This window comes from Psychrobacter sp. ANT_H56B (assembly GCF_008369245.1).
GTDB classification, from domain to species: domain Bacteria; phylum Pseudomonadota; class Gammaproteobacteria; order Pseudomonadales; family Moraxellaceae; genus Psychrobacter; species Psychrobacter cryohalolentis.
Genome location: NZ_VOBF01000001.1, coordinates 449,215 through 472,233, shown reverse-complemented (window position 1 = coordinate 472,233; position 23,019 = coordinate 449,215). Strand labels below are relative to the sequence as shown.

The 23,019-nt window shown below is 42.4% G+C and carries 25 protein-coding genes and 2 tRNA genes; 15 read left to right on the top strand and 12 right to left on the bottom strand.

Annotation, left to right across the window (positions count from 1 at the left end):
* Positions 1-3 precede the first annotated feature (3 nt).
* The 15 genes from FQ082_RS01900 to FQ082_RS12940 all read left to right on the top strand — a co-directional run bounded on the left by FQ082_RS01900 (position 4) and on the right by FQ082_RS12940 (position 10,728).
* Positions 4-1,305: a phage portal protein gene (locus tag FQ082_RS01900; RefSeq protein ID WP_149491827.1), complete on the top strand. Its 1,302-nt coding sequence runs from the start codon at positions 4-6 to the stop codon at positions 1,303-1,305.
* On the top strand, positions 1,283-1,576 hold the full coding sequence (locus FQ082_RS01895) for a head-tail connector protein (RefSeq protein ID WP_410477371.1): 294 nt from the start codon (positions 1,283-1,285) through the stop codon (positions 1,574-1,576). The genes FQ082_RS01900 and FQ082_RS01895 overlap by 23 nt, the downstream gene beginning before the upstream one ends.
* A 23-nt stretch (positions 1,577-1,599) precedes the next feature.
* Entirely contained in the window at positions 1,600-1,815 is a 216-nt protein-coding gene (locus FQ082_RS01890) for a hypothetical protein (RefSeq protein ID WP_149491826.1), read from the top strand.
* Positions 1,816-1,848: 33 nt separating this feature from the next.
* Positions 1,849-2,091, top strand: coding sequence for a hypothetical protein (locus FQ082_RS01885; RefSeq protein WP_149491825.1), 243 nt, complete (start codon positions 1,849-1,851; stop codon positions 2,089-2,091).
* A 1-nt stretch (position 2,092) separates the two neighbouring features.
* The gene (locus tag FQ082_RS01880; protein ID WP_149491824.1) at positions 2,093-2,443 is read left to right on the top strand and encodes a phage head closure protein; all 351 of its coding nucleotides are present in this window, start codon (positions 2,093-2,095) and stop codon (positions 2,441-2,443) included.
* A 3-nt stretch (positions 2,444-2,446) separates the two neighbouring features.
* Positions 2,447-2,950 (top strand): HK97-gp10 family putative phage morphogenesis protein, encoded by a 504-nt coding sequence (locus FQ082_RS01875; protein ID WP_149491823.1) that lies wholly within the window; start codon positions 2,447-2,449, stop codon positions 2,948-2,950.
* Positions 2,947-3,309 carry a DUF3168 domain-containing protein gene (locus FQ082_RS01870; RefSeq protein ID WP_149491822.1) on the top strand — a complete coding sequence of 121 codons (363 nt, stop codon included), beginning with the start codon at positions 2,947-2,949 and terminating at the stop codon, positions 3,307-3,309. The genes FQ082_RS01875 and FQ082_RS01870 overlap by 4 nt, the downstream gene beginning before the upstream one ends.
* Before the next feature lie 29 nt (positions 3,310-3,338).
* A complete protein-coding gene (locus FQ082_RS01865) occupies positions 3,339-3,836 on the top strand; it encodes a phage tail tube protein (RefSeq protein ID WP_149491821.1) in 498 nt (165 codons plus the stop codon).
* Positions 3,837-3,910: 74 nt separating this feature from the next.
* Positions 3,911-4,264, top strand: coding sequence for a phage tail assembly chaperone family protein, TAC (locus FQ082_RS01860; RefSeq protein ID WP_149491820.1), 354 nt, complete (start codon positions 3,911-3,913; stop codon positions 4,262-4,264).
* Between the two features lie 83 nt (positions 4,265-4,347).
* Positions 4,348-4,545 carry a hypothetical protein gene (locus tag FQ082_RS01855; protein WP_149491819.1) on the top strand — a complete coding sequence of 66 codons (198 nt, stop codon included), beginning with the start codon at positions 4,348-4,350 and terminating at the stop codon, positions 4,543-4,545.
* 61 nt (positions 4,546-4,606) lie between these two features.
* Positions 4,607-4,972 (top strand): hypothetical protein, encoded by a 366-nt coding sequence (locus FQ082_RS01850; RefSeq protein WP_149491818.1) that lies wholly within the window; start codon positions 4,607-4,609, stop codon positions 4,970-4,972.
* A gap of 135 nt (positions 4,973-5,107) precedes the next feature.
* The gene (locus FQ082_RS01845) at positions 5,108-8,437 is read left to right on the top strand and encodes a hypothetical protein (protein WP_149491817.1); all 3,330 of its coding nucleotides are present in this window, start codon (positions 5,108-5,110) and stop codon (positions 8,435-8,437) included.
* Positions 8,438-8,536: 99 nt separating this feature from the next.
* On the top strand, positions 8,537-8,827 hold the full coding sequence (locus FQ082_RS01840; RefSeq protein WP_149491816.1) for a hypothetical protein: 291 nt from the start codon (positions 8,537-8,539) through the stop codon (positions 8,825-8,827).
* 45 nt (positions 8,828-8,872) lie between these two features.
* Positions 8,873-9,349, top strand: coding sequence for a hypothetical protein (locus FQ082_RS01835; RefSeq protein WP_149491815.1), 477 nt, complete (start codon positions 8,873-8,875; stop codon positions 9,347-9,349).
* A gap of 1,202 nt (positions 9,350-10,551) precedes the next feature.
* Entirely contained in the window at positions 10,552-10,728 is a 177-nt protein-coding gene (locus tag FQ082_RS12940; RefSeq protein WP_188018882.1) for a hypothetical protein, read from the top strand.
* Between the two features lie 76 nt (positions 10,729-10,804).
* Here FQ082_RS12940 and FQ082_RS01830 read toward each other — a convergent pair whose 3' ends face one another.
* The 12 genes from FQ082_RS01830 to FQ082_RS01780 all read right to left on the bottom strand — a co-directional run bounded on the left by FQ082_RS01830 (position 10,805) and on the right by FQ082_RS01780 (position 22,833).
* Positions 10,805-12,046, bottom strand: coding sequence for a hypothetical protein (locus FQ082_RS01830; protein WP_149491814.1), 1,242 nt, complete (start codon positions 12,044-12,046; stop codon positions 10,805-10,807).
* A 101-nt stretch (positions 12,047-12,147) separates the two neighbouring features.
* Positions 12,148-12,534 carry a hypothetical protein gene (locus tag FQ082_RS01825; protein ID WP_149491813.1) on the bottom strand — a complete coding sequence of 129 codons (387 nt, stop codon included), beginning with the start codon at positions 12,532-12,534 and terminating at the stop codon, positions 12,148-12,150.
* On the bottom strand, positions 12,519-12,815 hold the full coding sequence (locus tag FQ082_RS01820; protein ID WP_223145330.1) for an excalibur calcium-binding domain-containing protein: 297 nt from the start codon (positions 12,813-12,815) through the stop codon (positions 12,519-12,521). The genes FQ082_RS01825 and FQ082_RS01820 overlap by 16 nt, the downstream gene beginning before the upstream one ends.
* Before the next feature lie 480 nt (positions 12,816-13,295).
* Positions 13,296-13,850, bottom strand: a complete 555-nt coding sequence (locus tag FQ082_RS01815; RefSeq protein WP_262498123.1) for a BLUF domain-containing protein — start codon at positions 13,848-13,850, stop codon at positions 13,296-13,298.
* 344 nt (positions 13,851-14,194) lie between these two features.
* Positions 14,195-14,281: transfer RNA gene (locus FQ082_RS01810), tRNA-Leu, on the bottom strand.
* Positions 14,282-14,406: 125 nt separating this feature from the next.
* A tRNA-Cys gene (locus tag FQ082_RS01805) sits at positions 14,407-14,480 on the bottom strand.
* Positions 14,481-14,608: 128 nt separating this feature from the next.
* Positions 14,609-14,743 carry a putative transporter small subunit gene (locus FQ082_RS13060; RefSeq protein WP_223145329.1) on the bottom strand — a complete coding sequence of 45 codons (135 nt, stop codon included), beginning with the start codon at positions 14,741-14,743 and terminating at the stop codon, positions 14,609-14,611.
* Positions 14,744-14,831: 88 nt separating this feature from the next.
* Positions 14,832-16,487 (bottom strand): sodium:solute symporter family protein, encoded by a 1,656-nt coding sequence (locus FQ082_RS01800; protein ID WP_223145337.1) that lies wholly within the window; start codon positions 16,485-16,487, stop codon positions 14,832-14,834.
* Positions 16,488-17,235: 748 nt separating this feature from the next.
* Positions 17,236-18,249 carry a formate dehydrogenase accessory sulfurtransferase FdhD gene (locus FQ082_RS01795; protein WP_149491810.1) on the bottom strand — a complete coding sequence of 338 codons (1,014 nt, stop codon included), beginning with the start codon at positions 18,247-18,249 and terminating at the stop codon, positions 17,236-17,238.
* A gap of 60 nt (positions 18,250-18,309) precedes the next feature.
* Positions 18,310-20,652, bottom strand: coding sequence for an FdhF/YdeP family oxidoreductase (locus FQ082_RS01790; RefSeq protein WP_149491809.1), 2,343 nt, complete (start codon positions 20,650-20,652; stop codon positions 18,310-18,312).
* Positions 20,653-21,107: 455 nt separating this feature from the next.
* A complete protein-coding gene (locus FQ082_RS01785; protein WP_011513927.1) occupies positions 21,108-21,902 on the bottom strand; it encodes an ABC transporter ATP-binding protein in 795 nt (264 codons plus the stop codon).
* 31 nt (positions 21,903-21,933) lie between these two features.
* Positions 21,934-22,833, bottom strand: a complete 900-nt coding sequence (locus FQ082_RS01780) for an ABC transporter permease (RefSeq protein ID WP_011513926.1) — start codon at positions 22,831-22,833, stop codon at positions 21,934-21,936.
* Positions 22,834-23,019: the final 186 nt, after the last annotated feature.

The window sequence follows — 23,019 nt, the reverse complement described above, 5'->3', positions numbered from 1 at the left end:
ATTATGGGCATGTTTGACTGGATGACCGGCAAAAAATCTGCAAGCACCGCCCAACCAGTTAATGGCGGTGATGTTTGGCATACCATACACGATCCCTTTACCGGCGCATGGCAACGCAACGAAGAGATTGAAGTCAGCAAGAACGACCAGATGCGCCATCATGCCGTGTTTGCTTGTGTGTCATTGATTACCCGCGACATTGGTAAGCTCAAAATCAAGACTAAAAGAAAGGTTGAGGGCGTCAGTCAGGTCTGTACCAGCTGTATCAACCCTTTACTAGCCAAGCCTAACGACTTTCAAAACTGGCAGCAATTTGCCGAAGCGTGGGCAACCAGTAAAGCCACATCAGGCAACACGTATGTATGGAAAGTCCGCAATATCTATGGCGAAGTATGGAAGTTACAGATTCTGAATCCTGAACGCACCAAGCCATTGGTCGACCCAAACGGCAATGTGTTTTATCAAGTCCGTAAGGATCGTTTGTTTGATTTAGATGAGGATGTTGTGCTTCCTGCGTCTGAGATTATTCATGACCGCTTTAACTGCTTCTATCATCCATTGGTTGGCCTGTCACCGATCACAGCTTGCGCACTATCAGCCAGCCAAGGCATCAGCATCCAGCGCAATGCTCAAGCATTTTTTGCGAACGCCTCACGACCATCCGGAATATTGGTTGCGCCGGGGGCAATTACTGAACAGACCAGTAACGAGTTAAAAGAAAACTGGCAAAAAAACTATTCAGGAAAAGGTAACGGTGGCACAGCGGTAATGGGTGATGGCATGAATTACGTACCAATCTCCGTGGCCGCCAATGACGCACAACTTGTAGAGCAGTTGAAGATGTCGGGTGAAATCATCTGTACAGCGTTTAGCGTTCCCGCATTCAAGATTGGGCTTGCACCATTGCCCAGCGGCAAGGTCAGCGACCATAACGACATCTACTATAGCGACTGCCTACAGCACTACATAGAATCCATTGAGACATTACTCAATCAGCACTTGGACTTAGAAGGCGGTGTTGAAGTTGAGTTTGATTTAAAAGCCCTACTGCGTATGGATTCAAACAGTCAGATGTCATTCCTTAAAGAAGGTATTGGTGCCGCCATACTATCGCCCAATGAAGCGCGCGCTGAGCTTGGCTATGCAGCGGTATCAGGCGGTGAAAGTCCAATGATTCAGCAGCAGAACTTTAGCCTTGCTGCTATCGCCAAGCGCGATAGTAGTGCTGATCCGTTCGCCAAAACACCTGCTCCAACAAATGAAGAACCAAAACAAGGAGAAGATGATGGTTTGGGTAACGCTTGAAGACGCAAAGCATCACCTTCGTTATGACGATGATAGTAACGACCCAATGCTGATGGCTTATATTGCTGCTGCTGAGGCTGCTATCAATCGATATATAACAGATAAGGTCACGCCAGATACCACCCCCGATATTAAAGTCGCAGCCCTACTGCTAGTTGGTTACTACGACTACCACCGCAACATGGATAAAGATATGCCTAGCGATGGTAATTATTTGCCAGCGCCAGTCAGGACTTTACTTTGGCCGTATCGCAAACCAACTGCTATCTAAAAGATGTTTATAAGGAACTGATTATGTATGTACTTACTTTAAAACGCATGATGATTGGCAGAACCATTGTGCAAAAGGGCGAGACTGTTTCTGTCAGCCAAAATGAAGGTCATAAGTTATTAAAAAAAGGTGATGTGCTTGCCGTCAAAACTCTAGACCCTGCAGACGCAAAGCCTAAAATAACAAAACCAAAAGTCGTATCAATCAAAGACGATCCTAAAGATAACGTAGGGGATTGACAACAATGGCTTGTAAAGGATGCGAGGCCCGCCGTGAGTGGATTAAACAAAGAACCGAAGAAGCCAGAAAACGAGCAAAGCAACTTATTGCCAAGCTTAATAACGCTGGTGACGAAGCTGGTCGAACAAAATAACGTACTGATTGAGCAGTCAGCCGAAAAAGAACGGGTGATATTGCGATTGCTTGATCAACACGATGAGATATTAAACGAGCTTGTCGAACAGCAAGACGACGATGAGCAGACAGGCTCTACCTTTTTAGATATGGACGGATGATATGGCAGTAAATGCTGGCGAGTTACGCCATAGAGTGATTATCCAAGAGTACTTAAAAGGTGGTCGTGATGATGATGGTTATGAATTGCCATCGCAATGGACCGAATACATTAAGCTTTGGGCAAAGATTACACCGCTATCTACCAAAGACTTGTTAAGCGCTCAAGCTGCGGATTCAGAAGTAACCGCACGTATGAAAGTGCGTTATCGCACTGACATCGATACGACTATGCGTGTTATTTGGAAGGGCCGTATCTTCGCCATTGACTCACAAGGCTTGGATGATAACGACACGGGAGTGGAACATACTACTTTCAACCTAAGTGCTGGGGTCGAAGAATTCAAGGACTAGGCTATGGCAAACGAAATAACCGGACTCGATGAGGTTCAAGCAAAGCTACGTCAGCTTGGCAACCAACGTAAGGCTAAGAATGCTGCTACACGATCTTCACGTAAAGCAATGAACATCGTCAAAAAAGCGGCTGTGCTCAACGCCAAAGCACTCGATGATAAAGACAGCCCTGAGAGGATTTGGAAAAACATTATTACCAAGGCTGGCAAAACCAAAGGTGTTGATAATGTGATGATGAAGGTTGGTGTCAAAGGAGGCGCTAGAAATTATGGTAACAATGCAAGCAATAGACGCGCCAATCGAATAGGTCGTAGGTATCAAACCCAAGGCGATAAGAAAAACCCCGGCGGTGATACTTGGTACTTCAGGCTGGTAGAGTACGGTAGCGCAACCAACAATGCTAAGCCTTTTTTGCGACCAGCATTAAATAACAATATAGATGCAGTACAAGCTGAGTTCAAACGCTCATTCTCAGAAGAGCTTGACAAGGAGATTGCTAAGCTATGAGTTTTTTACCAATATACCGAACCCTTAAAGCAGATGCTTCCTTGGCGGCACTCATTGATGTTGAAATTAAAGCGTTTGAAGATATTGCACCGCCAGGCACAACAGCGCCATACATTGTCTGGCAAACAATCTCAGGGCACGCAAACAATCATTTGGATGAGCCTGCAAATTTTGACGACACGCAGTATCAGTTGATGGCCTACGCAACAGACGCAAAGACCGCTTATGAATTACGCGATGCTTGTCGAGCATCACTCGAAAAAGAATCTTGGGTATCAAATCCATCTATCAGTCTATATGACAGCAAGGCAAAACTTTATGGTCGTGGATTCGATGCAAATTGGATCTTAGAGCGTTAAGAAAACACACTACTCACAGGAATAAAATTATGGCTAAGATTAAAAAAGGTGTACTCGCTCAAGGCACGAGTGTTTGGATTAAGCACGGTGAAGCTGGTGCAGCGATACTAACTAAGATGGCTTGTATTACTGGCATTGTATTGGGTGATGATAGTCCAACCGACATCCCTGACACTTGCTTGGAGGAAGAGGATTCAGCAACGTCGACTTATGGACTGAATACACCGGGTGAAGGGTCTATCACGATTAATACCGATCCCGAAAACGCTACTCATATCACTTTACTGCAGCTTGCTGATGATCGTGAAGGTGTAGAAGTATTTGTCGGCTGGTCTGACGGTAAAGTAGTACCAACGATGGAAGCTTTGACCGGCGTAGTAACACTGCCTGAAGGTCGGACCTGGACCTCGTTCACAGCCCTACTGAAAAATAGCGCGCCTACCTTCGATGCCGATTCATTGGTTAAGAATACTGTTTCGATGAAGCGTCAGTCTCGAGCTATCACGGCATACAAGACTACGCCGTAAGCGTACCAATACCCTTAATCAGCCAACAATCAGCCTCTTAATTGAGGCTTAACTATTTTTAGAGGATTAAAAAGATGTCAAAGTTAAATTTATCAGATATTAAAGCCGGTAGTTTGGTAGGAGAAATCCACAAAGAAACGGTTGAGTTCCACCATAATGGCGAATTGTGCGAAGTTGATATTCTATTTAAGACCCTTCCATTTATAGAAAGCGAATCACTACATAATCGCATGAATAACAATGAGAGTGTCGCGGCCGAATGGATTAGCAAGTCTTTGGTTGATGAAAAAGGAAAATTGCAATTTACACAGCAGCAGGTTGAAAAGAATTTTATTCAACCATTAGCAAATGCCATATTTCATAAAGTATGGGGGCTTGACAGCCTAAAAAAGGCGATGGAGAAAACCAAGGTCAAAAAGGATTCATAGCTGGTGAGAGTGAATTGCTGTTTGAGCTTGCGCTGGCTGGCATTGGCGGCAATACAATACACCAGGTAAAAACCAATCTAACCATGGTTGAGATAAATCAGTGGGCTGAGTATCGTTCAAGGCGTGGCAGTTTAAACACGGGCAGACGGGTTGAGCAAACCGCAGCAAATATGATGTCAGTTTATATGGCAGCAGTACATAAGCATGAAATTGAGCCGTTGGAATTAATGCCGTATGAAGATGATGTTGAAATTGGTTTTGAGGAACAATTTGACGATTAGTTTGGATAATTACTTTGTTATACACTACTATCTCTAGATGATTAATTATTTAGAGGTTGTTATGAAACTATATGTACTGGCTAGTATAATTGGTTTTGGCTGCTTTAGTGCAAATGCCGCTACAAGTTATGGTGATTATAGAAGCACTCCTTGCGTTAGTGTTATGCAAGCCGCTGAAACCACTATGAATAATCATCAGGTGGGTCAATCCTTTAAAGAGATGCTTTTGAATAGCACAAAACTCGGCGCTAACTTGTCTGATAAAACAGGCATGCCATTAAAAGAGGCGCAGCTCTTAACTTATAGGATGGCTAGTTCTGCAATGAAAGAGCCAGTGCATGAAAATTCGTTTTATAAAAACATAGCGGTAAGTAAGTTTTCTTCCGAATACCATACTCTATGCGAGATGAAGCATAGAGGTTTGTAACCTTTGAGTTATTCACGTCTATACTTAGATGGCGAATAAAACTAGAAGAATAAATATCGCCATAATTAACTAGTTTTAAGAAGCCCTGATTTATTTCAGGGCTTTTTTTATACACAAAATAAGGAAAATGCAGTCATGGCATCAAGCTCACTTGGCACATTAACATTAGATTTAGCGGTAAGGCTGAGTGAGTTTACTGACGGCCTGTCGCAAGCAGAACGTGAGACAAGGAATCGCACACAAGAGATGGGCGATTCCGTTGGTAAATTTAAAGAGAAGTTGATAGATGACCTAAGCGGCACCGCTATCGGCGACGCTGTAGGTTCTCTTAACGAAAAACTGTCTTCCATCACTGAGGCTTTTGGCGAGAGGGGTTTGGCGGGTGCAGCCACAATAGGTGCGGCTTCTGTTATAGGATCGGTCGTCGCTATAGGTGCGGGCCTCGTGACATTGGCGTTGCAAACCGCAGAAACAGACCAGCAGCTACAAAGACTGGCAACAAGAGCCAATACTTCTACTGCGAACCTACAGGTATTGACAGCAGCTACTGCCGCGTATGGATTGGAGATGGACAGCGTCGGCGATATCTTAGCAGACGCTCAGGAAAAGCTAGGAGAGTTTAGCGCAACGGGCGGCGGTGGTTTGGTAGATACCTTGGAGCTAATGCAAAACGCCACCAAAAAGACCGATGCTGAACTAGAAATTTTTGGTAAAAGCCTATCTACGATGGACAGTGTTGATGCTATCCAAGCTGTAGTAAATGAGATGGAAAAAGCGGATGCAACTACGCAAGAAGTCAGATTTGTTACTGAGTCGTTAGCGAGTGGCCTAGGTGACATCATACCGCTTTGGGATAACAACGGTGAGGCGCTGAGGAACTATGAGCGCGACCTTAATGAAGCGGGCGTGATCAGAACCAAAGAGTCTATAGAGCAATCTCAGATTTTAGCAAATGAGCTGGCAGGGTTGAAAGTTAAGCTTGAAGGTGTATCTAACGAGATCGTAACAGCCACTTTGCCAGCCATGGTAGGCTTAATTGAATATATGAAGACAGGCACTACGGACGCAGATGGACTTAGTGATAGCTTGTCTTCTATGGGTGTAGTGGCAGCAGTTATAGCCACCCCTTTTATAGGGTTGATGTCAGTATTCAAACAAGTAGGCACGGTGGTAGCAGGCTTAATGGGCAGCATCAGCTCTCTGTTTAGTCTTATGTCAAATGTATTATCTAACCCTTTTAAAATAGGCACTTATCTTCAGGAATATGCAAGATCTACAGGTCAGTTAGGTCAGTACATGGTAGAGGATATGGCCGCAGAAAGAGATAGGGCTGTAAATTCTTTACAAACTATTTGGAGCTCTCCTAGAGAGTTGGCTGATAAAAGAGCTGCGCAAAACTATAGCAGCTCCTATGGTAACTACGGTAATAAAAATAATAGTACCAGCTTTAATTCTATTTTAAATGGCGGCTCTAATACCGCTATTCCTTATAGAACAGGTGGTATTCCTTATGGGTCTGGGGCTGCAGCTGACGAGATAGTGGCTTCACGAGCAATTGCTGCGGCTGAAGAAGAAGAAGCTAAGGCAAAAGAAAAAACCGCTAAGGCTAATGACAAGAAGACAGAATCCATTAAAAAACAAGCGGAAGCCCAAGCTCGCTTAGTAGGTATCAGTGGCGACACTGGTGTGGGTAATGCTCATCTACATGTACAATATCGTGATAAGAGCCGACCAGTTAGCGCGGCTGACCTTGCTAGATTTCAAGCAGGTGGCAAGGCTATCACCGACTATCAAATGACATCAGGCTATGGTAAACGCAATACTGGTATCAAAGGCGCGTCGACCAACCACAAAGGTACTGACTTTGGCGTACCTAAAAATACTCCTATCACAACGAATGTACCAGTAAAAGGCGTTAAGACATGGCTGGATAAGAAGGGTGGTGGTTATGTCTCTACTGTTACTTTTGGTGATGGTGTTGTCATTGATTTATTGCATCAAATGCCTGGCGTTATGGGCATTGAAAAAGGACAGACTACTGGTAATTCTCAGTTAGATGGAGCAATTAAAAACGCAGCCGCTATGCAGCAAAAGTCTGCCTCTGACGCAGCTCGCGCACAAGAAAAAGCTGCGGCAGATGCAATTAGAGCGCAAGAAGAAATATTGCGCAAGCAAGCATCTGTTGCTGGCAAGTGGGCACACGAAAAAGAGAAGATTGAGCTTGATTACCAAAACAATGTCGCTGAAGTTAAAGAAGCTTACGCTGAAGGTTCCGCTGACTATATTAAATACATGGCTCGCGTAGAAGAAGATTATACCAAAGCCAAAAACGCAGGACTGCTATCCATTACTGAGAAGTATTTTAGTGAAGAACAAAAAATCCACGACGACCACAAAAAAGAAATAGCAGCTATTGAGAAGGAGTTCGTTGAAGGCGATCCAAACAGAACGCTTTTTGTTGACCTGCAAAAAGCTGCCTATGAAAAAGATTTAGAGAACTTTAGATTCGCCGCCGGTGCAAAAAAACGTGAGCAAGACAAGATGTATCAGTCTATTGCTAATAGTGCAAAAGCCAATGGAGCAAGTGCCTTTGGTAATGGCTTGGACAGTATGGCTCAGCGCACCATGAGCGATGATGATTATGCAGCATGGCGAGTTGGGCAAGATTATAGAGAAAATTCTAAATCAGTCAATGATCAATACACTAATCGGCAATCTGAGATTAACGATACTGATGAACGTGGTGATTTTAAGCTGCCAGAGCTTGAGCGGTTCGAGTTGCTAGAACTCGCTAAGCAAGAGCATCTGGATAATATGTGGGCGATGGAACAGGATCACGCGCTTAAACAGCAACAACTTGATGAACAGCAATCAGTTCAAAGAGTGGCTATTTACCAAGGCCTGTTTAGTAGTATTACAGGGCTTGCTCAATCTTTCGCGGGCGAGCAATCAGCAGCTTATCGTATAAGCTTTGCAATCGAAAAAGGTTTTGCTATTGCACAATCTGTGATGGCAATTCAACAGTCTATTGCCAAGGCTATGGCTGTAGGTTTTCCAGCCAATATACCTTTGATTGCTCAATCAGTAGCGCAAGGGGCGCAGGTAATTAGTTCCATTAAGAACGTTCAAGCTCCAGCCGTAGCAGGTATTGCCCACGGTGGTCTTGATTATGTGCCTAAAGAATCAACGTACTTGTTGGATGAAGGCGAGCGCGTATTGTCACCACGTCAGAACAAAGACTTAACTAATTTTATGAGTAATGGCGGCGGCAATAGTAACAGCGCGGTGCAAGTTAATATCATTAACAACTCAAGCGCTCGCGTTCAATCCAGTGACAACGGAAGAACTATAACAATCACAGACGTTCGTAACGAAGTTAAACGCGGCTTCGCTGAACTGAACAATCCTAATAGCCATCCTTCTAAAATGGTTGATCGTAACGTACGAGGTGGGCGCCGAAGATAAGCATGGCACCACCAAACTGAAAGCATGGTTATAAGACTGACCCTAAAACCGCATCTGAAATCGCGAATGTAGCGACCGACCACACTAATAGAGGTAGTTATGAGTACTAATGAAGAAATTGTAAACAGTGCAATAGAACCAATAACTTTTCATATAGCCAGCCATAGTGTGGCAGGCTGCCACTTAGTATTTGCGCTTGCTAAGCATTTAATTGAAAAAGGTATTATTAATCTAGATGACTATATGGAAAGTCACAACGCTACAGAGGCAGCTCTAAAACTCGAAGCTTTGAAAATAGAGTCTGATAATGTAAGTACGGATAATGGGATTCATATAGGCCATATAGAAAAAGTGTTTGAAATACATAGAAATGAGCTTCTAAAGCTTTAAAACCACAACTGTGCATTTGGCTGCCATCGGAGGCGTTAATCGCTTATGAATAATTTTGCGCTATGCCCACTGCAAAGGGGGTACACGCCCGAAGTTGCTAACAACCTGTTAGAGCAAAGGCTGATGGGCGGTTTCGCTCGTCAGCGCGTGCAGTTTGTCAACAACGTACATACGGTCACGCCATCGGTCATGCTTGATGAAAAAATCAAGCAGCAGTACTTTTGGGCGTTTTGGAACAGCCATCAAAAAAACCCGCGCCCTTTTTTATGGCGTTTAATGGTTGATGATGTGGAGATGACTACTTACGTCTGTCAGTTTGTGGCTGGCTCGCTACAGATTGGTGAGCGTGATGGCAAGGTTTATAGCGTGTCCTTTACCTTGCGCTTAAAGCCAAATCATACTGGTACAGATTTTGACGAAACCATCATTGGCATGTGGGAGTCTGGCGACCCGCGAAAATTATTAAACTTACTTGCCAAGTTGGTCAACGAAGATTTGCCGGATGCGTTAGGTTCAATTTAGCCCTAAAATAACGACAAGATTATCGATAGTTATTTTAAAAAGATTAAGACCGTCACCAGATAGTAGTGTTGGTTTTTACTAATACATGCTTCATTTTAAGCCCACCTATAATAGGTGGGCGTTTTTTTATGCCTAAAATTTGATAGATATGCCCAAACTTGGGCACATCTAATAGCGCATATTTAGGGTGTGAAAAACTTAACACCCAAGGGTCGGATTTCAAATCCGACCCTTGGATTATTAAAAATGAATGTGCTGAGCAGTTATAAGACCACTCCCCAGTTTTGGGGAGTGGCAATTTGTTACGCGGTAACACTGATACGACCTTCAACACCTTTATGATCAAGACTCCGCATTTGAAGTGTGGAATACATGGGTCCATCCTCAGTTTGAGGTTAGATAAACGACATCCTCAAACTGAGGAGAACCTATACACCAACATCCTCAGTTTGAGGTTAGATAAACGACATCCTCAAACTGAGGATGTTGGTGTATAGGTTCTCCTCAGAAATACGACACCCCTAGGGCGTACCATCTGGTACACCCAAACCTATAGCACCAAAAACCCTCATTGGGGGACGTACAAAAGTCGCTGACGAGATACATCCAAACTTGGATGCATCTATTTAAACGTCCTCAAACTTGAGGGTATCTTTATATAGACGTTTCCGTCATTGGCGGTAGCGTTATTCAACTTCCGCCAATGAAGGAAGTTAAGGGTATGCTAAAAAATAGCATACCCTTGCTGGCATGAATATCTATCCTCAACTTGAGGTTGGACAATCTAGGAGTGTCATAATTATAACGATACGCTATACATGTGTTTTTCACATCCACTATTGGGGCTAATAAACAAGGGTCTCCTAAAAAATAGGGGACCCTTGCTAGTAAGGTCATCCAGTCACTACTGGTGAATGAATAATTTAGGGGGTGTCGTCATAATTACGACACCCCTTTTTTTAACTTCCACACTGTGTGGAAGTGAAAAGGCCTGCTCAAAGTTGAGCAGGGGTGGCTAGTTGATTCACTGCCCAAAGTTGGACAGTGTAGGATTTATAGGGGTTCGTCATAATGACGAGCCCTATTCTTGCCAGCAACTTAGCTAGAAAATCTGCTGAACATAAGTCAAATTGTTGTTGATTGCGGTTATTTGCAGTGCTATGGTTCAAACTTAAACTATTCTATTATTAAGGTGGTAGCCTATGAAGCTTTGGTCAGCACTTCTTATCTCTATGTTTATGATGGCGCCAGTCATGCAGGCTAATGCTCAGAACACACCTTGCTCTAAAAGCATGGGCGGTGTATCGCACTGTAAAGATGGTAAGTTCGTCTGTAAGAATGGCAAGATTAGTCAGTCTAAAAAGACTTGTACTGGTTAGGGTTTGGTAAACTCATAGGCAATATAAAACCCACTGTTATAGTGGGTTTTATATTGTTAAGTAATTTAATTTTTATTTATACATCAGTGCTTTCTTCTGTTTGCTGCTTAAAGCTTTTGGTCGTATCTAGGTTTCTCACTTGTGCAATAAATGCTTTATCTAGCTTTCCTCTTTTCTTTTTTGCAGTTATAGATAAATCAATTGGATGATAACTAGTCAAAGCTGTTGTCAGCCTATCTAACTTCTCTTGGCTTATCGAATTATCTGAAAACGCTGCATTAAAATCTGGGTAAGACTGGTCTTCGGGGCGAAGGCGTGCCTGCATGAACTCAGTACTTTTTGAGTCGATATTGAGTACCCTAAACAATTTTCTAATCGTAATATCTTCCGACTCCACTTTTTCTGTAGATGCTATTTGTTGCATAGTATTGCCAGAAGCTTCAAACTGATTATTAAACCTAACAAAGTCAGCGCTAGCAGTAGAAGCCATAAGTTTGCGCATAGATTCTTCGGTTCGAATAGAGGCTAGCTCAACTTTTTCGTCAAAATTCCTGGCTTTTTCAATCACAGCTATAAGCTCAACGTCTGTTTTTTTAAGTTGTTTAAAATGTATAGCTTTATTGTCATTGTTAGTAGCTGCAGTATTATTGGGAGGGGTTTCCTCTTCTACAACCGGCCCTTCCTCTTCATTATTGAGGGGATTGCTTTGAGGTGCCTCTGTATTATCTTTTATATGCTGTGATTTAATGGCCATTTGGACAGCATCAATAGTATTTTTTTGAGTTTCTAACAGTTGCTTTGTTCGTTCACGCTCTATTAAGAGCTCCTTACTCATGTCAAGCTTGGTAGCCTCATGCTTTAAGTAAGAGTCAAAAAACATCCATCCAACGCCGCTACCGATAATAGCAAGCACTGTTAAAATGATAATGTATTTTTGCCTATTTTCCATACCGTTTATCAACTCGAATAGTTTGATAGCCACATCACACATTTTGGCAATCAAGTCTGTGCTGCCTGGTTGAACAATAACTCTAAGCTCTAATGCGCTGCGCTCATAATTATTAAGCATCTGCAAATTATCACTGCCATATCTTGCAATAAGGTATGCGCGATATATCGATTTCTGAAGCTCGATGACACCTTTCATAATTGAAGGTGTAATACTATTATCAAACTTCTCACCCTTCAAGTAAAGCTCGAAGTCAGGTAGGTTCTGTACATCAATTCTGTAAGAAACATCTGTGTCGGGACTGTCTAATAACCTTTGCAACGTAGAGACTACATCATCCATGCCATTGATCGTAACTGTATTTTCCACCTAGTCTTATTCCTTTGTGTTAATTTTTTTATAGTATTAATGCTTTGATGCAACACATTAAAACCAAGGTCACTGAATCATTTATTTATTAAGATCTAACCCTAATTTTCGTTACGACAAGCCTTCAACCCAACCTCTATAGCCTCACTCAAGTCAGCACCTTTCTTAATGCTATATGGCACATTAGGTTTCATACCATCACGCTTCAGCGCCTTAGCAGCGGCTTTATTAAGCGGCGTACCGATAGACGAGTCTTTACTATAGCCCGCAGGTTCAAAATACACCTCAATGCCAAAATCAGGGTAATAGACACACGATATCTCGCCTGACGTGGTGAAAGGGTAGGGCGTCGTATAATCAACGCCCCAAAACACTTCATGTACCACAGTATTACCAGAAACGAACTTACTAGCGTAACTTCTATCTTGGGAAGGAGTACAGGCAGTCACGAACGAAAGTGCGACGGCACTAATTAGCCACCTGGGCATATTGACTCGCATGGCACGCCGTCATTATCACGGTCCAGTTTAGTATTACCACACTTAAGCGCTTGCTTGGCTTGCTCGCAGTTCACCATTTCACCACAGGTGTGCGGAAGTCCTTTGCACTGTGAACCACCAGCACCTTTAGCGAATAGCGGGTGATCAACTTCGACAGACTCTTTTAAGGCGGTATTGCTTTGAAAAGGATTATCAATCGTTTTAACTTCAGCATTGGCTGATAAGGCAAAGAAAAATAGTGAAATAGCCATGAATTTATAGTTATCCATATAAATTGCCTTATGAACTTATAATATTTTACCCAACTTTAACTGATTAGTGAGATTTGAGCAATATCAATACACACCTATAAGCTACGACAAGCTATTAGATGCGTTTTAATGCGCTTGGTTAAGTAACCATAAGTTTCTAAGCGAGTAGAGGTATCACAATCAATTACAAAATATTATTGAGCTGATGCGATAGAGTTAGAGGTGTTTTTTAACGAAAAACGATTGTTGGTATTATGGTTGGTATCGTATTATTTTAAATTTTAGATAGTTAGGTAAATCAGTGACTTATATCTATAGTTTAGTTTCCGCCATCTCCACCAAATAACGATAAAGGGCTGACCGTCATAGACTGTCAGCCCTTTATTTTGGGCGTTTTTTGGGTATATTGTATAGCGTCTTATATAGTAGGCTATACAGTATACGATTAAGTTGTTCTTACCCTATAAAATATACTCATTCTAATCGTCTGGTCAAAAACTAAGATTTTTTCATCTTAGACTCGCGTTTTTCTTGTCGTTCTTGAAGTTTTGATAACTTGTCTATAAACATTGTAATTTGAGAAGTACTCATTAGGTAAGGATTAAATTCATTGCTGGCTGAGTATTTCAGAACATACTCTTTATTCTGATCATTAGCCGTTAAATATTTCATTGACCATTTATTCCAATGCCGTTCCTCAATTTCACGGCACTCAATAATTTGCAAAGAAAAATGTCGCTTATCCTCAATCAATTTTTTTAACAGATTGTTAATAACTGGTCTTGCGCCCTCAATAACTTGGAGAAAATAGTTTTCATTAATTACTAATGCACCAGTAATACCATTGCGCTCATTATTACGCTGCGCCTGCTCAAGAATACGGGCTACTTCGATATTTGAATTTTCGGTGTTATAGCGGCTAACATAAGTTAGACGCAGGATAATATGCTCGCCATGATGACTATTTAAATTGTTTTTATCGGAAAGCTCATTCAGCTTTAGCTCCATAATGTACTCCAGCTTATGAAAGATTGTTTTTATTTGACGGTTCATCGTCATTATTTAATATAAGAATTTTAACTGTAGCTAAAAAACTTGTATGAAACAAGCAGGTTGAATAAGGACTTGTGTTATCTAACGACTATCATTAGCTAGTGCTTTCTAGATAAATAAAGTGATGCTATTTCAATCGATTAATAATTTAGAGGATATAATCTATGTCTATTCATGGAACACGTAACGACAAAGAATACGATATTATTAAAGCGCTTGGTGGCTTTTATGCCTGAATTTCTCATTAGAATTACAGCATCATCTGCTGATAGTAGAGGTAAGAGAAAGTTAAGGATATACAATAAGAAAAAGGCTTCCAATTGCTTGGAAGCCTTTTAATATAATGGTACCCGGAGCCGGACTTGAACCGGCACGCTATTACTAGCGAGGGATTTTAAATCCCTTGTGTCTACCAATTTCACCACCCGGGCAAAACTTGTATTATCTAATAAGTAAGCTTTCTACTTGTTAGATAGTGGTCGCTATTATAAGCATTTACATTAATAAAGCAAGCTAAAATTAATATAAATCCTAATAAATTTTTAACCTAAATAATTGGAGGCTGAGGTCGGAATCGAACCGGCGTTAACGGAGTTGCAGTCCGCTGCATGACCACTCTGCCACCCAGCCAATCAAGGACGCCTATATTAGCAAATATAATTTAAATTACAAGCCCTTTTTGATATAAAGACCGATTATTTATCAGGTTAGGCGTATTTAGCGTCATAGTACGATAAATCCTAGCCTAAATTAAGTCGCTAAACGATACTTTTATTGTTATCTACAGCCTTTTTTACATCTTTATAAGTCGCAGTGCAAATAAGTATCAGTACACCAAGCGTGATTGCTGGCCAGATTAAGATATAAAGCCCATAAAAAAACGTGGTTTCCATATTAACTCCTTTATTTTAGGTATTAAAAATGAATGATGAATACATCAAGCCATTAAAAAATTCATCAAAACGTCGATAAGATATAAATCTAGTTTTGAACGTTGGTTGTCGGCGGTATGTTGGGTTTATTGTCATAGTCGCCAACGCGCTGTTTAATAAGGTCAAAGTCAAAATGCTCGTTGCTCATGAGGCTGATAATGACGCAGACAATTGTACTGGCACCATAAGCGGTCAGTGATGCAAGCAGCACCATATATTGACGTAAGAAACCAGTGGCAAATATCAGCATCAGTATCAGTGTGAGGGCGGCAGCTGCCACAGCCATTTTTCGACCTAAAAAGCCAAATACCATGAGTCCAATCACCACAGCAGCACCAACGCTTGCCAATACTTCAAAAAACAGCGCCGTAACGTCAATGATAGGTATGAGCTCAAAGCGAGCGATACAGAATAACAATAATCCGACGATGACGGCTGAGGTAAAGGCAGTGTTTGTCACGCGATTCCAGAACACACTGGCGATCACTGGGAATACAATCGCACCCCATAACGCACCGACAAAGACTAGCATCACGAGAATATCAAGCTTAAAGCTGGCAAAAATCAATCCTGCTGCCGTAGCGACAATCATGGTTCCGCGACCGACAAGCATCATGGTTTTTGGGTTTACGCCGCCTTTTTTGGCAATATTCTTGCCATAGATGTCAGCCATCATAATTGTAGATAGTGCTGATAAATCTGAATCAGCCGTTGAGGACAGGGCACCAATAACCAAGATAAAGAATAAGGCAATGAATACCGGATGTAGATATGTGCTGACCATTTGCGGAATCAAATTATTCATATTGCCATTAAGCGGCTCAATACCTATGGTTAATGCCATAAGTCCAATCATGCCGAGACCAATGACGATACCAGCATAACCGACCGTGGCAGTAATAAAGGTTGCTTTAATTTTGCTTTTATCAATGGCAAATAGACGTTGGGTAATGGTTTGATTACCAATAGCATAAGCCAATACTGCGACAAAATAGGGCGCACCTTGCTGAAAAAAGGCTTCAGATGAAAAGAAGTCTTGTTGCTGCAATGTTAGATTTGAAAGCCCACTGACCATGGCGGAAGGACCACCCATGGAAAACAGTACCGCTGGGATAATGATGACACCAATCGCCATTAACGCGACCAATTGGGCAAAATCGGTGAACACTGAAGCACGAAATCCAGAAGTTAAGGTATAGCTTAGCACCCCGACGCCGGCGATAATCACCCCTGTTTGAAATGATAGTGGCGATAAGACTGACACCAATGCGCCAGCAGCGGTGAAATTGACCATCAAGCTAATTAAGCTGCCCATAAGGTTAGATATGGCTAAAATTAATTGGCTTGATGACCCGTGGCGGGCATGAATAAGTTCACCCAAAGTATGTCCATTTGGTGCAAGTTCACGAAATCGCATCCCAAAAGGGTAGATGAATAAAATCATCAAAGCACCCCAAAAACCATAATGTAACGGTCCTGAGACGCCATATTTATAACCGGACGTGGCAGCTGCATAAAAGGATGCGGCCCAGATCCAAGTGGCGGTCATACTGGCAGCGCCCATACCAAAACCGACGTTGTGACCGGCGACCATAAAGCCTGAGGTCGTCTCCTTATCTTTTTTTATTAATAAAGACAGCAGATAAGTACCGCCATAAAATGCCATTAATAGCAAAATGATGGTTAATGCTGAAAATTGGAACAATGACTCAGTTTTCAAATTCCTACCTCGCAATTGTTATAAGTAAAATATAGATTAAAACGTATTCTCCCAAACTATGAGGTATGCAAAAACGACCTATTCAGCCTATAGGTCAATTATCGGTAGCACGCAACAAGATGAACCGTCACAAAAAAAATCGAAAGCGGATGGCTTTTGCTTCTGCATGACTTCATCATAAATTATGAAGAATATGTCAAAAATCATAGGGGCAACGCTCGATATGCGTCTGTAAATGGCTGAACCATTAGGCTACGAATGATGCATACGTGATATAGCTGGCTGCTGATAAAGGCTTGTACAAGCATCTATAGCAATAATACGGATGAGCGGTAAGTCGCAACTGCTTGACTTATGCTAGGTTTAGATAGCGTGTATCAGATATATATAATCATGGATCGAGTATTGCTTTACTTATCTATGGTCTAATACACATAATCCGTAATCGTGATGGCAGGTGATAAATGTCTAAACATTTAACCTGACATACGTAGCATTGATAATTAAAACTACAGTAATGTTAAATATTAGTAACATGTTTGTGCCTTAAGACTAACCTATTCTGCTATCAATCACAAATTTTATGGTTAATTATATAAATAATGATATATAAATTTGATAATTGAAAAGCCTGTTCGGCAGATGAGGAAGATATTAAAAAACAAAGTTTGATGGAAGCGGTTAGACAAAGAATGTGTTCAAACATTAGAGTAGAAGAGGGTCTATGTATTTTTTAAGAGTCGGCATAACCTGCGTAGTAAGTCACGCGGTTATCACGTAAAAATCCTGCTAGGCCTAAGCCATAACGCTCGGCAACACGTACCGCGGTACTGGTCGGTGCAGACATACCAATCAGCCAAGGTATACGACTACGAATGGATTTTTGTACCAGCTCAATCGATAAACGCGAAGTCATTAGCACATAGTCAACCTCTACCTTATGATGCAACTGCCATCCTATGAGCTTATCAAGGGCGTTATGGCGCCCCACGTCCTCAAATAAGTACAATTGCTGCTCGTATAGGGTTGCAGCAGCATGGACAGCGCCTGTGAGCTGATGGGTATGCTGGGCTGCATTGATCTGTGCTTGTATACTCAGTAAATCGTCAAGACTAGGCATCGCTCTACTAAGCAATAGCTTGTTTATCTGATATTTACTTAGATCGGGTAGTGCTTGTGTTAAACCCGTTATGCCGCACATACCGCATCCTGTGCGTCCTGCCAGTTGGCGTTTTTGCGCTTGAATACGTTGATGACAGCGCTGGTTTAAGACTAGCTCGACCACGTATATATCATAGTCTTGTAGCTGCTCTGAGAGCTGATCCAAGCTTATAAGCTCATCAGTCACATTAGAATTAAGAGAGTCTTTATTAGAAGAATTTTGAATGAAAGAATCAGGCGTAAAATCTTGATAACTTTCATCGTCTGTTAATTGAGTAATATCCCAATCTAGTAATTCATGACTATGCTGAATCAATCCTTCACTATATAAAAAGCCGATGGCAAGGTATTCGAGTTGATAAGGACTTGCCATCAAGACAGCGTAGTGAATGCCATTAATCACAATGGCTACAGCTGCCTCAACAGCCAACATTCCTGACTTGGTATCAATATCCAGCGGCGCATTCTTAGCAGCATCTAAAAATGTATCTGATGCATAGCTGTGTTTATATGCTACATGTAGCCGTGATAATGGCGCATCTTTCTTAAAGCTATCTTCTGCCGCCAAGTGAGGTTTGTTTGCCATTGTGAGTGCTTATTAGCCTGTGTTATTAATAAAATAAAAGTCTTGGTGCCGAGACACCCATCATACGGCAGTTGCCATACTGCTTTGTTCAAGACACTTCAATACCACGGTAACAGACTTATAAGCAGGTGTTCTGGATTCCGGCGCATGACTGTCCAAATCAAGGAGGTCATTACATTCAGGATAATAGGTTGCCACTGCATTCGCTGCAATATCCATCTCTGTTAGTATCAAAGGTCCTAACGTGCGCTCAGCACTTTGACTGTCTTGGCGCGATACCATGATTTGATCGCCTTTTTGCCAACCTAAGCGACTGATTTCATCTGGATGCATAAAGAGCACATCACGACGATCAGTCTGCCGATAGCGATCTTGGAAGCCGAATATCATGGTGTTAAATTGGTCATGACTACGGACACTTGTTAGTTGCCAGACGTTTTGCTCAGCGGACTGGTTCATATCAAAGGTTTGATTGTTTACTGAATTATTTTGATAATCAGATGTCGTTTGTGCCATTTGCGCGGCAACGTAGGTAATTGGGTATTTCGGCACTTCAAACTGTGCTTTGCCACTCTCGGTATTCCATACCCGATGGCGCGCCGAATGATACAGATGAAAACCACGCTCAGCGGCACGAATACGCTGATTAAAGTTTTCAAACCCTTCAATCGCTTGCGCAATATAATCACGAATAATATCAAAATCCTTACTCATCGCTTGCCAAGGGATTGAGGATTCAGTTCCAAGTACATGAGTTGCCATATCTGCAACGATTTGCGCTTCGGATTTTAGAGCGTCGCTGATAGGCTTTATGCGTCCTCTGGTCGCCACAACTTGACACATTGAGTCCTCAATAGTGGCAAACTGCTCACCTTTATCAGTGATGAGGCGCTCGGTACGACCGATGCAAGGCAGGATAAGGTTGTTTTTACCCGGATATAACATGGTTTCGTTAAGCTTGGTTGCGACAAAGACATTGAGCTCAGTGGTAGTCAGCGCCGCTTGAATCGCACTTTTATCTGGCGCGGCAACCGCATAGTTGCCACCCATACTAACAAAGGCTTTGATGTCACCTTTTATTAATGCCTTTGCACCGGCGATGACATCAAGACCATCTTCTTGTGGCATCGGCTGCTTAAAAACGCGCTCAAGATTATCAAGCAAGCTCTGCTTAGGACGCTCATGAATACCCATGGTACGATCACCCTGCACGTTTGAGTGTCCACGTACAGGCGATGCACCTGCACCATCGATACCAATCATACCCATCAACAATAGCAAGTTGGTAATCATGGCAACATTATCTTCGCCTTGGACATGCTGAGTGATGCCCATGCCCCATGTACAAATCGTTGCTGGACTCTCAGCAACCAACTTTGCGAGCATAATAATCTCTGCTTTACTAATGCCACAGCCAAGCTCTACATCCGTCCAAGATTGCTGATGTAACCAAGCATCCAGAGCGTCATAGCCTGAGGTATGCTGCTCAATAAAACCACTGTTTATTTTACCGTTTTTGGTGAGCCATTTAGCCATGCCGGTTAATAAAGCCGCATCGCCACCAATTTGTATTTGGATAACCTCATCGACCATCTCATCACTTTGACCTGCTGCCATATGGGAGGGTTTTTGTGGGTTTCTAAACTTGCTTAGACCCTGTTCGCGCATGGGGTTAATAGAAATAATGCGGCAGCCTTGCTTATGCGCGTGCGCTAGCATCTCAAGCATACGTGGGTGATTGGTTGCAGGATTTTGCCCAAACAATAAGATCAGCTTAGCCTGCTCAAAATCTTCCAATATTACGGTTGCTTTGCCGATGCCTAACTGCTTACCTAGCATCACTGACGTTGGCTCATGACACATGTTTGAGCAATCAGGCAAGTTATTGGTGCCAAAACAGCGCACAAATAGTTGAAACATAAAAGCAGGTTCGTTGGTTACCCGTCCTGAGGTATAAAACAGTGCTTCATCTGGCGAATCAAGCTGTTTTAATTGGTCAGCGATAATCTCATAAGCCGCTTCCCAAGAAATCGGCAGATAGCGGTCTTGAGTAGCATCATAATAGAGTGGTTCTGATAAGCGTCCACTGTGTTCAAGCTCATAGCCTGACCAGCCTTGTAGCGCTGTGACTGTATTATTAGCAAAAAAAGCCGCGTCTGCTCGTCTGTTCATCGTTTCACTGGCGATGACTTTGATACCGTTTTCACAGACATCTATGGCCTTATTTGACTTGTGATCCGGCCATGCGCAGCCCGGACAATCAAAGCCGTCCTTTGGCTGATTGCTATGTAAGACGCTGATACTGCCGCGCAAAAAAGCCTTGTAATCCATTAAGGTACGCGTAGAGGCAATCAGTGCAGGCCAGCCCGCTGCAGGGTGTATATAAACAGGAATTTTGCGCATGATAAACCTTATAAGCGAATGCTGATAGATAACGGTTATTTTACTAAGAGCAGATGTATAAATGCTTACTATATAATGGCTAGTGGCAAAGTGGTGCTATCATTACTTATCAATAACAAAAACCTTAAAGCAAATTAGGCGTGGCTGATGAGTAGAGGGCTTTGGTATATAAAAAGCGAGCTGATTCAAAAGATATAGTCAATGAAAAGTAATATCGATATATTATGTACTGCTGGTATCAATTTTTCTTGCTTGCTGTGCCTACGCAGACAGAGGCTGCAAAAAAATTGTACCCGCAGTACCGTAGCGTTTTTAGGGTATGTTGACTATAGTGACGTTAGATTCTCAATTGGGAATAACGATCAGCTATTATTTTTATAGTAAATCAAAAGCAAAAAATGCCTACGATTAAGTAGGCGTTTTTTATCTATATTCAAAGAAATACGTGTTATCGGTTAGCTTAATATTAAGCTGTCATCATCAACTTTCTCGCCGCGCGTTTGCTCAAACATATCGAGTAGATCATGCACAGTCATGCCTTGACGTTTATCACCAGCCACATCTAATACCACTTGACCTTGATGTAGCATCACGGTACGCGTGCCATGAGCGAGCGCTTGCTGCATCGAGTGCGTGACCATCATGGTGGTAAGCTGATTATCAGTGACAATTTTATCGGTTAGCTCTAACACAAAAGCGGCAGTTTTAGGGTCAAGCGCCGCCGTATGCTCATCAAGTAATAGAATCTTAGACGGCTGCAATGATGCCATCAATAGGCTAACCGCTTGGCGCTGACCACCGGATAACAGACCCATGCGGTCAGTCAAACGATTTTCTAAGCCAAGTTTTAAGACCGACAATTTTTCGCGAAATAAGTCACGGTTATTTTGGTTTAGAGCAAAGTTTAAACCACGTTTGCCACCGCGTTTATAGGCAAGCGCCATGTTTTCTTCAATCGTTAACGCTTCACAAGTTCCCGCCATTGGATCTTGAAATACACGAGCCACCCAATGAGCACGCTGGTGCGCGGTCTTTTTGGTGACATCAATACCATTTAACAAGATTGAGCCACTATCGACGCGAGTGGTACCACTGACCGCGTTTAAAAAGGTCGATTTGCCCGCGCCATTGGTACCGATGACAGTGACAAATTCACCATCAGCGATATTTAAATCGATACCACGTAGGGCAGGGTTTTCAATGGGCGTTCCAGGATTAAAGGTCAACCGCAAATCTGTAGCTTGCATCATAATTATTATTCCTTATGGGTGCACATTGACATTAAGCCCGAACTTTACGACTTAAGAATTTATTTTTAGCTTTTGGCAATACCAATGCCAATACCACGAGTAGGGCAGTAATCAAGTTCAAATCCTGCGGACCAAAGCCGATACTACGTAGCGTATCGCTCGATAGTGCCACTTGAATAAACAGCTTGTATAACACCGCACCGACGACCACTGCAAATGTAATCAGCCAAATGCGTTTAGCTGGAATAATCGTCTCACCGATGATGACCGCTGCCAAACCAATAACGATAGTACCGATACCAATTGAGATATCTGCGCCACCTTGGGTCTGGACAAAAAGCGCGCCAGCTAATGCAATCAAACCGTTAGAGATTGCCATACCAATGATGGTCATCCATGAAGTATTGATACCTTGTGCTTGCGCCATACGTAGGTTTGAGCCGGTTGCTCGCATAGAGAGACCGGTTTCGGTACTATAAAACCAATTTAAAAATAACATGGCCAATAGCACGACAATACCAATGATCAGACAGCGCATCCAATAGCCATTGCCATCATTGACCAAGGTACTAAAGACAGTCGTTTCACCCAACAGCGGCAAGTTTGGCGCACCCATAATACGTAGGTTGATAGAATAGAGCGCAACCATCACCAAGATACTGGCAAGGAGCTGTAATATGCCAAGCTTAACGTGCAACCAAGCAGTGACGATACCGGCAATTGAGCCGGCTAGCATACCAAAGGCGCAAGCAAGCCATGGATTGACACCAGCGATGATAGAGATGCCAGCGACCGCACCACCTAATGGAAAACTGCCGTCAGCGGTCAAATCAGGGAAGTCGAGGGTACGAAATGAAATAAGGACGCCAAGCGCCACTAGGCCATAAATCAGACCACTTTCAAGTGCACCAAAAAAAGCAATTAAAGACATAAGAGATCAGTAAGTCATAACCAAGTGTTTAGAGAACCATGAGGTTGAGATGAGTGGCATATATCAGCATCATCTACAAACCAAACACTTAGGCGGTGAATTTAACAGATTGTATAATCTGCAGCTAGGGTAAAGCGCAACCGATCACTGTCATAAATGATCATAATCTTTGCTTATTGAAAGCCT

Bases quoted from the DNA above. Each gene is read 5' to 3' on its own strand.
- FQ082_RS01895 (WP_410477371.1), top strand. From the start codon at position 1,283: ATGATGGTTTGGGTAACGCTTGAAGACGCAAAGCATCACCTTCGTTAT.
- FQ082_RS13060 (WP_223145329.1), bottom strand. From the start codon at position 14,743: ATGGAAACCACGTTTTTTTATGGGCTTTATATCTTAATCTGGCCAGCA.
- FQ082_RS01820 (WP_223145330.1), bottom strand. From the start codon at position 12,815: ATGGATAACTATAAATTCATGGCTATTTCACTATTTTTCTTTGCCTTA.
- FQ082_RS01855 (WP_149491819.1), top strand. From the start codon at position 4,348: ATGGTTGAGATAAATCAGTGGGCTGAGTATCGTTCAAGGCGTGGCAGT.
- FQ082_RS01790 (WP_149491809.1), bottom strand. From the start codon at position 20,652: ATGCGCAAAATTCCTGTTTATATACACCCTGCAGCGGGCTGGCCTGCA.
- FQ082_RS01875 (WP_149491823.1), top strand. From the start codon at position 2,447: ATGGCAAACGAAATAACCGGACTCGATGAGGTTCAAGCAAAGCTACGT.
- FQ082_RS01870 (WP_149491822.1), top strand. From the start codon at position 2,947: ATGAGTTTTTTACCAATATACCGAACCCTTAAAGCAGATGCTTCCTTG.
- FQ082_RS01860 (WP_149491820.1), top strand. From the start codon at position 3,911: ATGTCAAAGTTAAATTTATCAGATATTAAAGCCGGTAGTTTGGTAGGA.
- FQ082_RS01890 (WP_149491826.1), top strand. From the start codon at position 1,600: ATGTATGTACTTACTTTAAAACGCATGATGATTGGCAGAACCATTGTG.
- FQ082_RS01835 (WP_149491815.1), top strand. From the start codon at position 8,873: ATGAATAATTTTGCGCTATGCCCACTGCAAAGGGGGTACACGCCCGAA.
- FQ082_RS01815 (WP_262498123.1), bottom strand. From the start codon at position 13,850: ATGAACCGTCAAATAAAAACAATCTTTCATAAGCTGGAGTACATTATG.
- FQ082_RS01845 (WP_149491817.1), top strand. From the start codon at position 5,108: ATGGCATCAAGCTCACTTGGCACATTAACATTAGATTTAGCGGTAAGG.
- FQ082_RS01795 (WP_149491810.1), bottom strand. From the start codon at position 18,249: ATGGCAAACAAACCTCACTTGGCGGCAGAAGATAGCTTTAAGAAAGAT.
- FQ082_RS01880 (WP_149491824.1), top strand. From the start codon at position 2,093: ATGGCAGTAAATGCTGGCGAGTTACGCCATAGAGTGATTATCCAAGAG.
- FQ082_RS01785 (WP_011513927.1), bottom strand. From the start codon at position 21,902: ATGATGCAAGCTACAGATTTGCGGTTGACCTTTAATCCTGGAACGCCC.
- FQ082_RS01780 (WP_011513926.1), bottom strand. From the start codon at position 22,833: ATGTCTTTAATTGCTTTTTTTGGTGCACTTGAAAGTGGTCTGATTTAT.
- FQ082_RS01900 (WP_149491827.1), top strand. From the start codon at position 4: ATGGGCATGTTTGACTGGATGACCGGCAAAAAATCTGCAAGCACCGCC.
- FQ082_RS01850 (WP_149491818.1), top strand. From the start codon at position 4,607: ATGAAACTATATGTACTGGCTAGTATAATTGGTTTTGGCTGCTTTAGT.
- FQ082_RS01825 (WP_149491813.1), bottom strand. From the start codon at position 12,534: ATGCCCAGGTGGCTAATTAGTGCCGTCGCACTTTCGTTCGTGACTGCC.
- FQ082_RS01840 (WP_149491816.1), top strand. From the start codon at position 8,537: ATGAGTACTAATGAAGAAATTGTAAACAGTGCAATAGAACCAATAACT.
- FQ082_RS12940 (WP_188018882.1), top strand. From the start codon at position 10,552: ATGAAGCTTTGGTCAGCACTTCTTATCTCTATGTTTATGATGGCGCCA.
- FQ082_RS01865 (WP_149491821.1), top strand. From the start codon at position 3,339: ATGGCTAAGATTAAAAAAGGTGTACTCGCTCAAGGCACGAGTGTTTGG.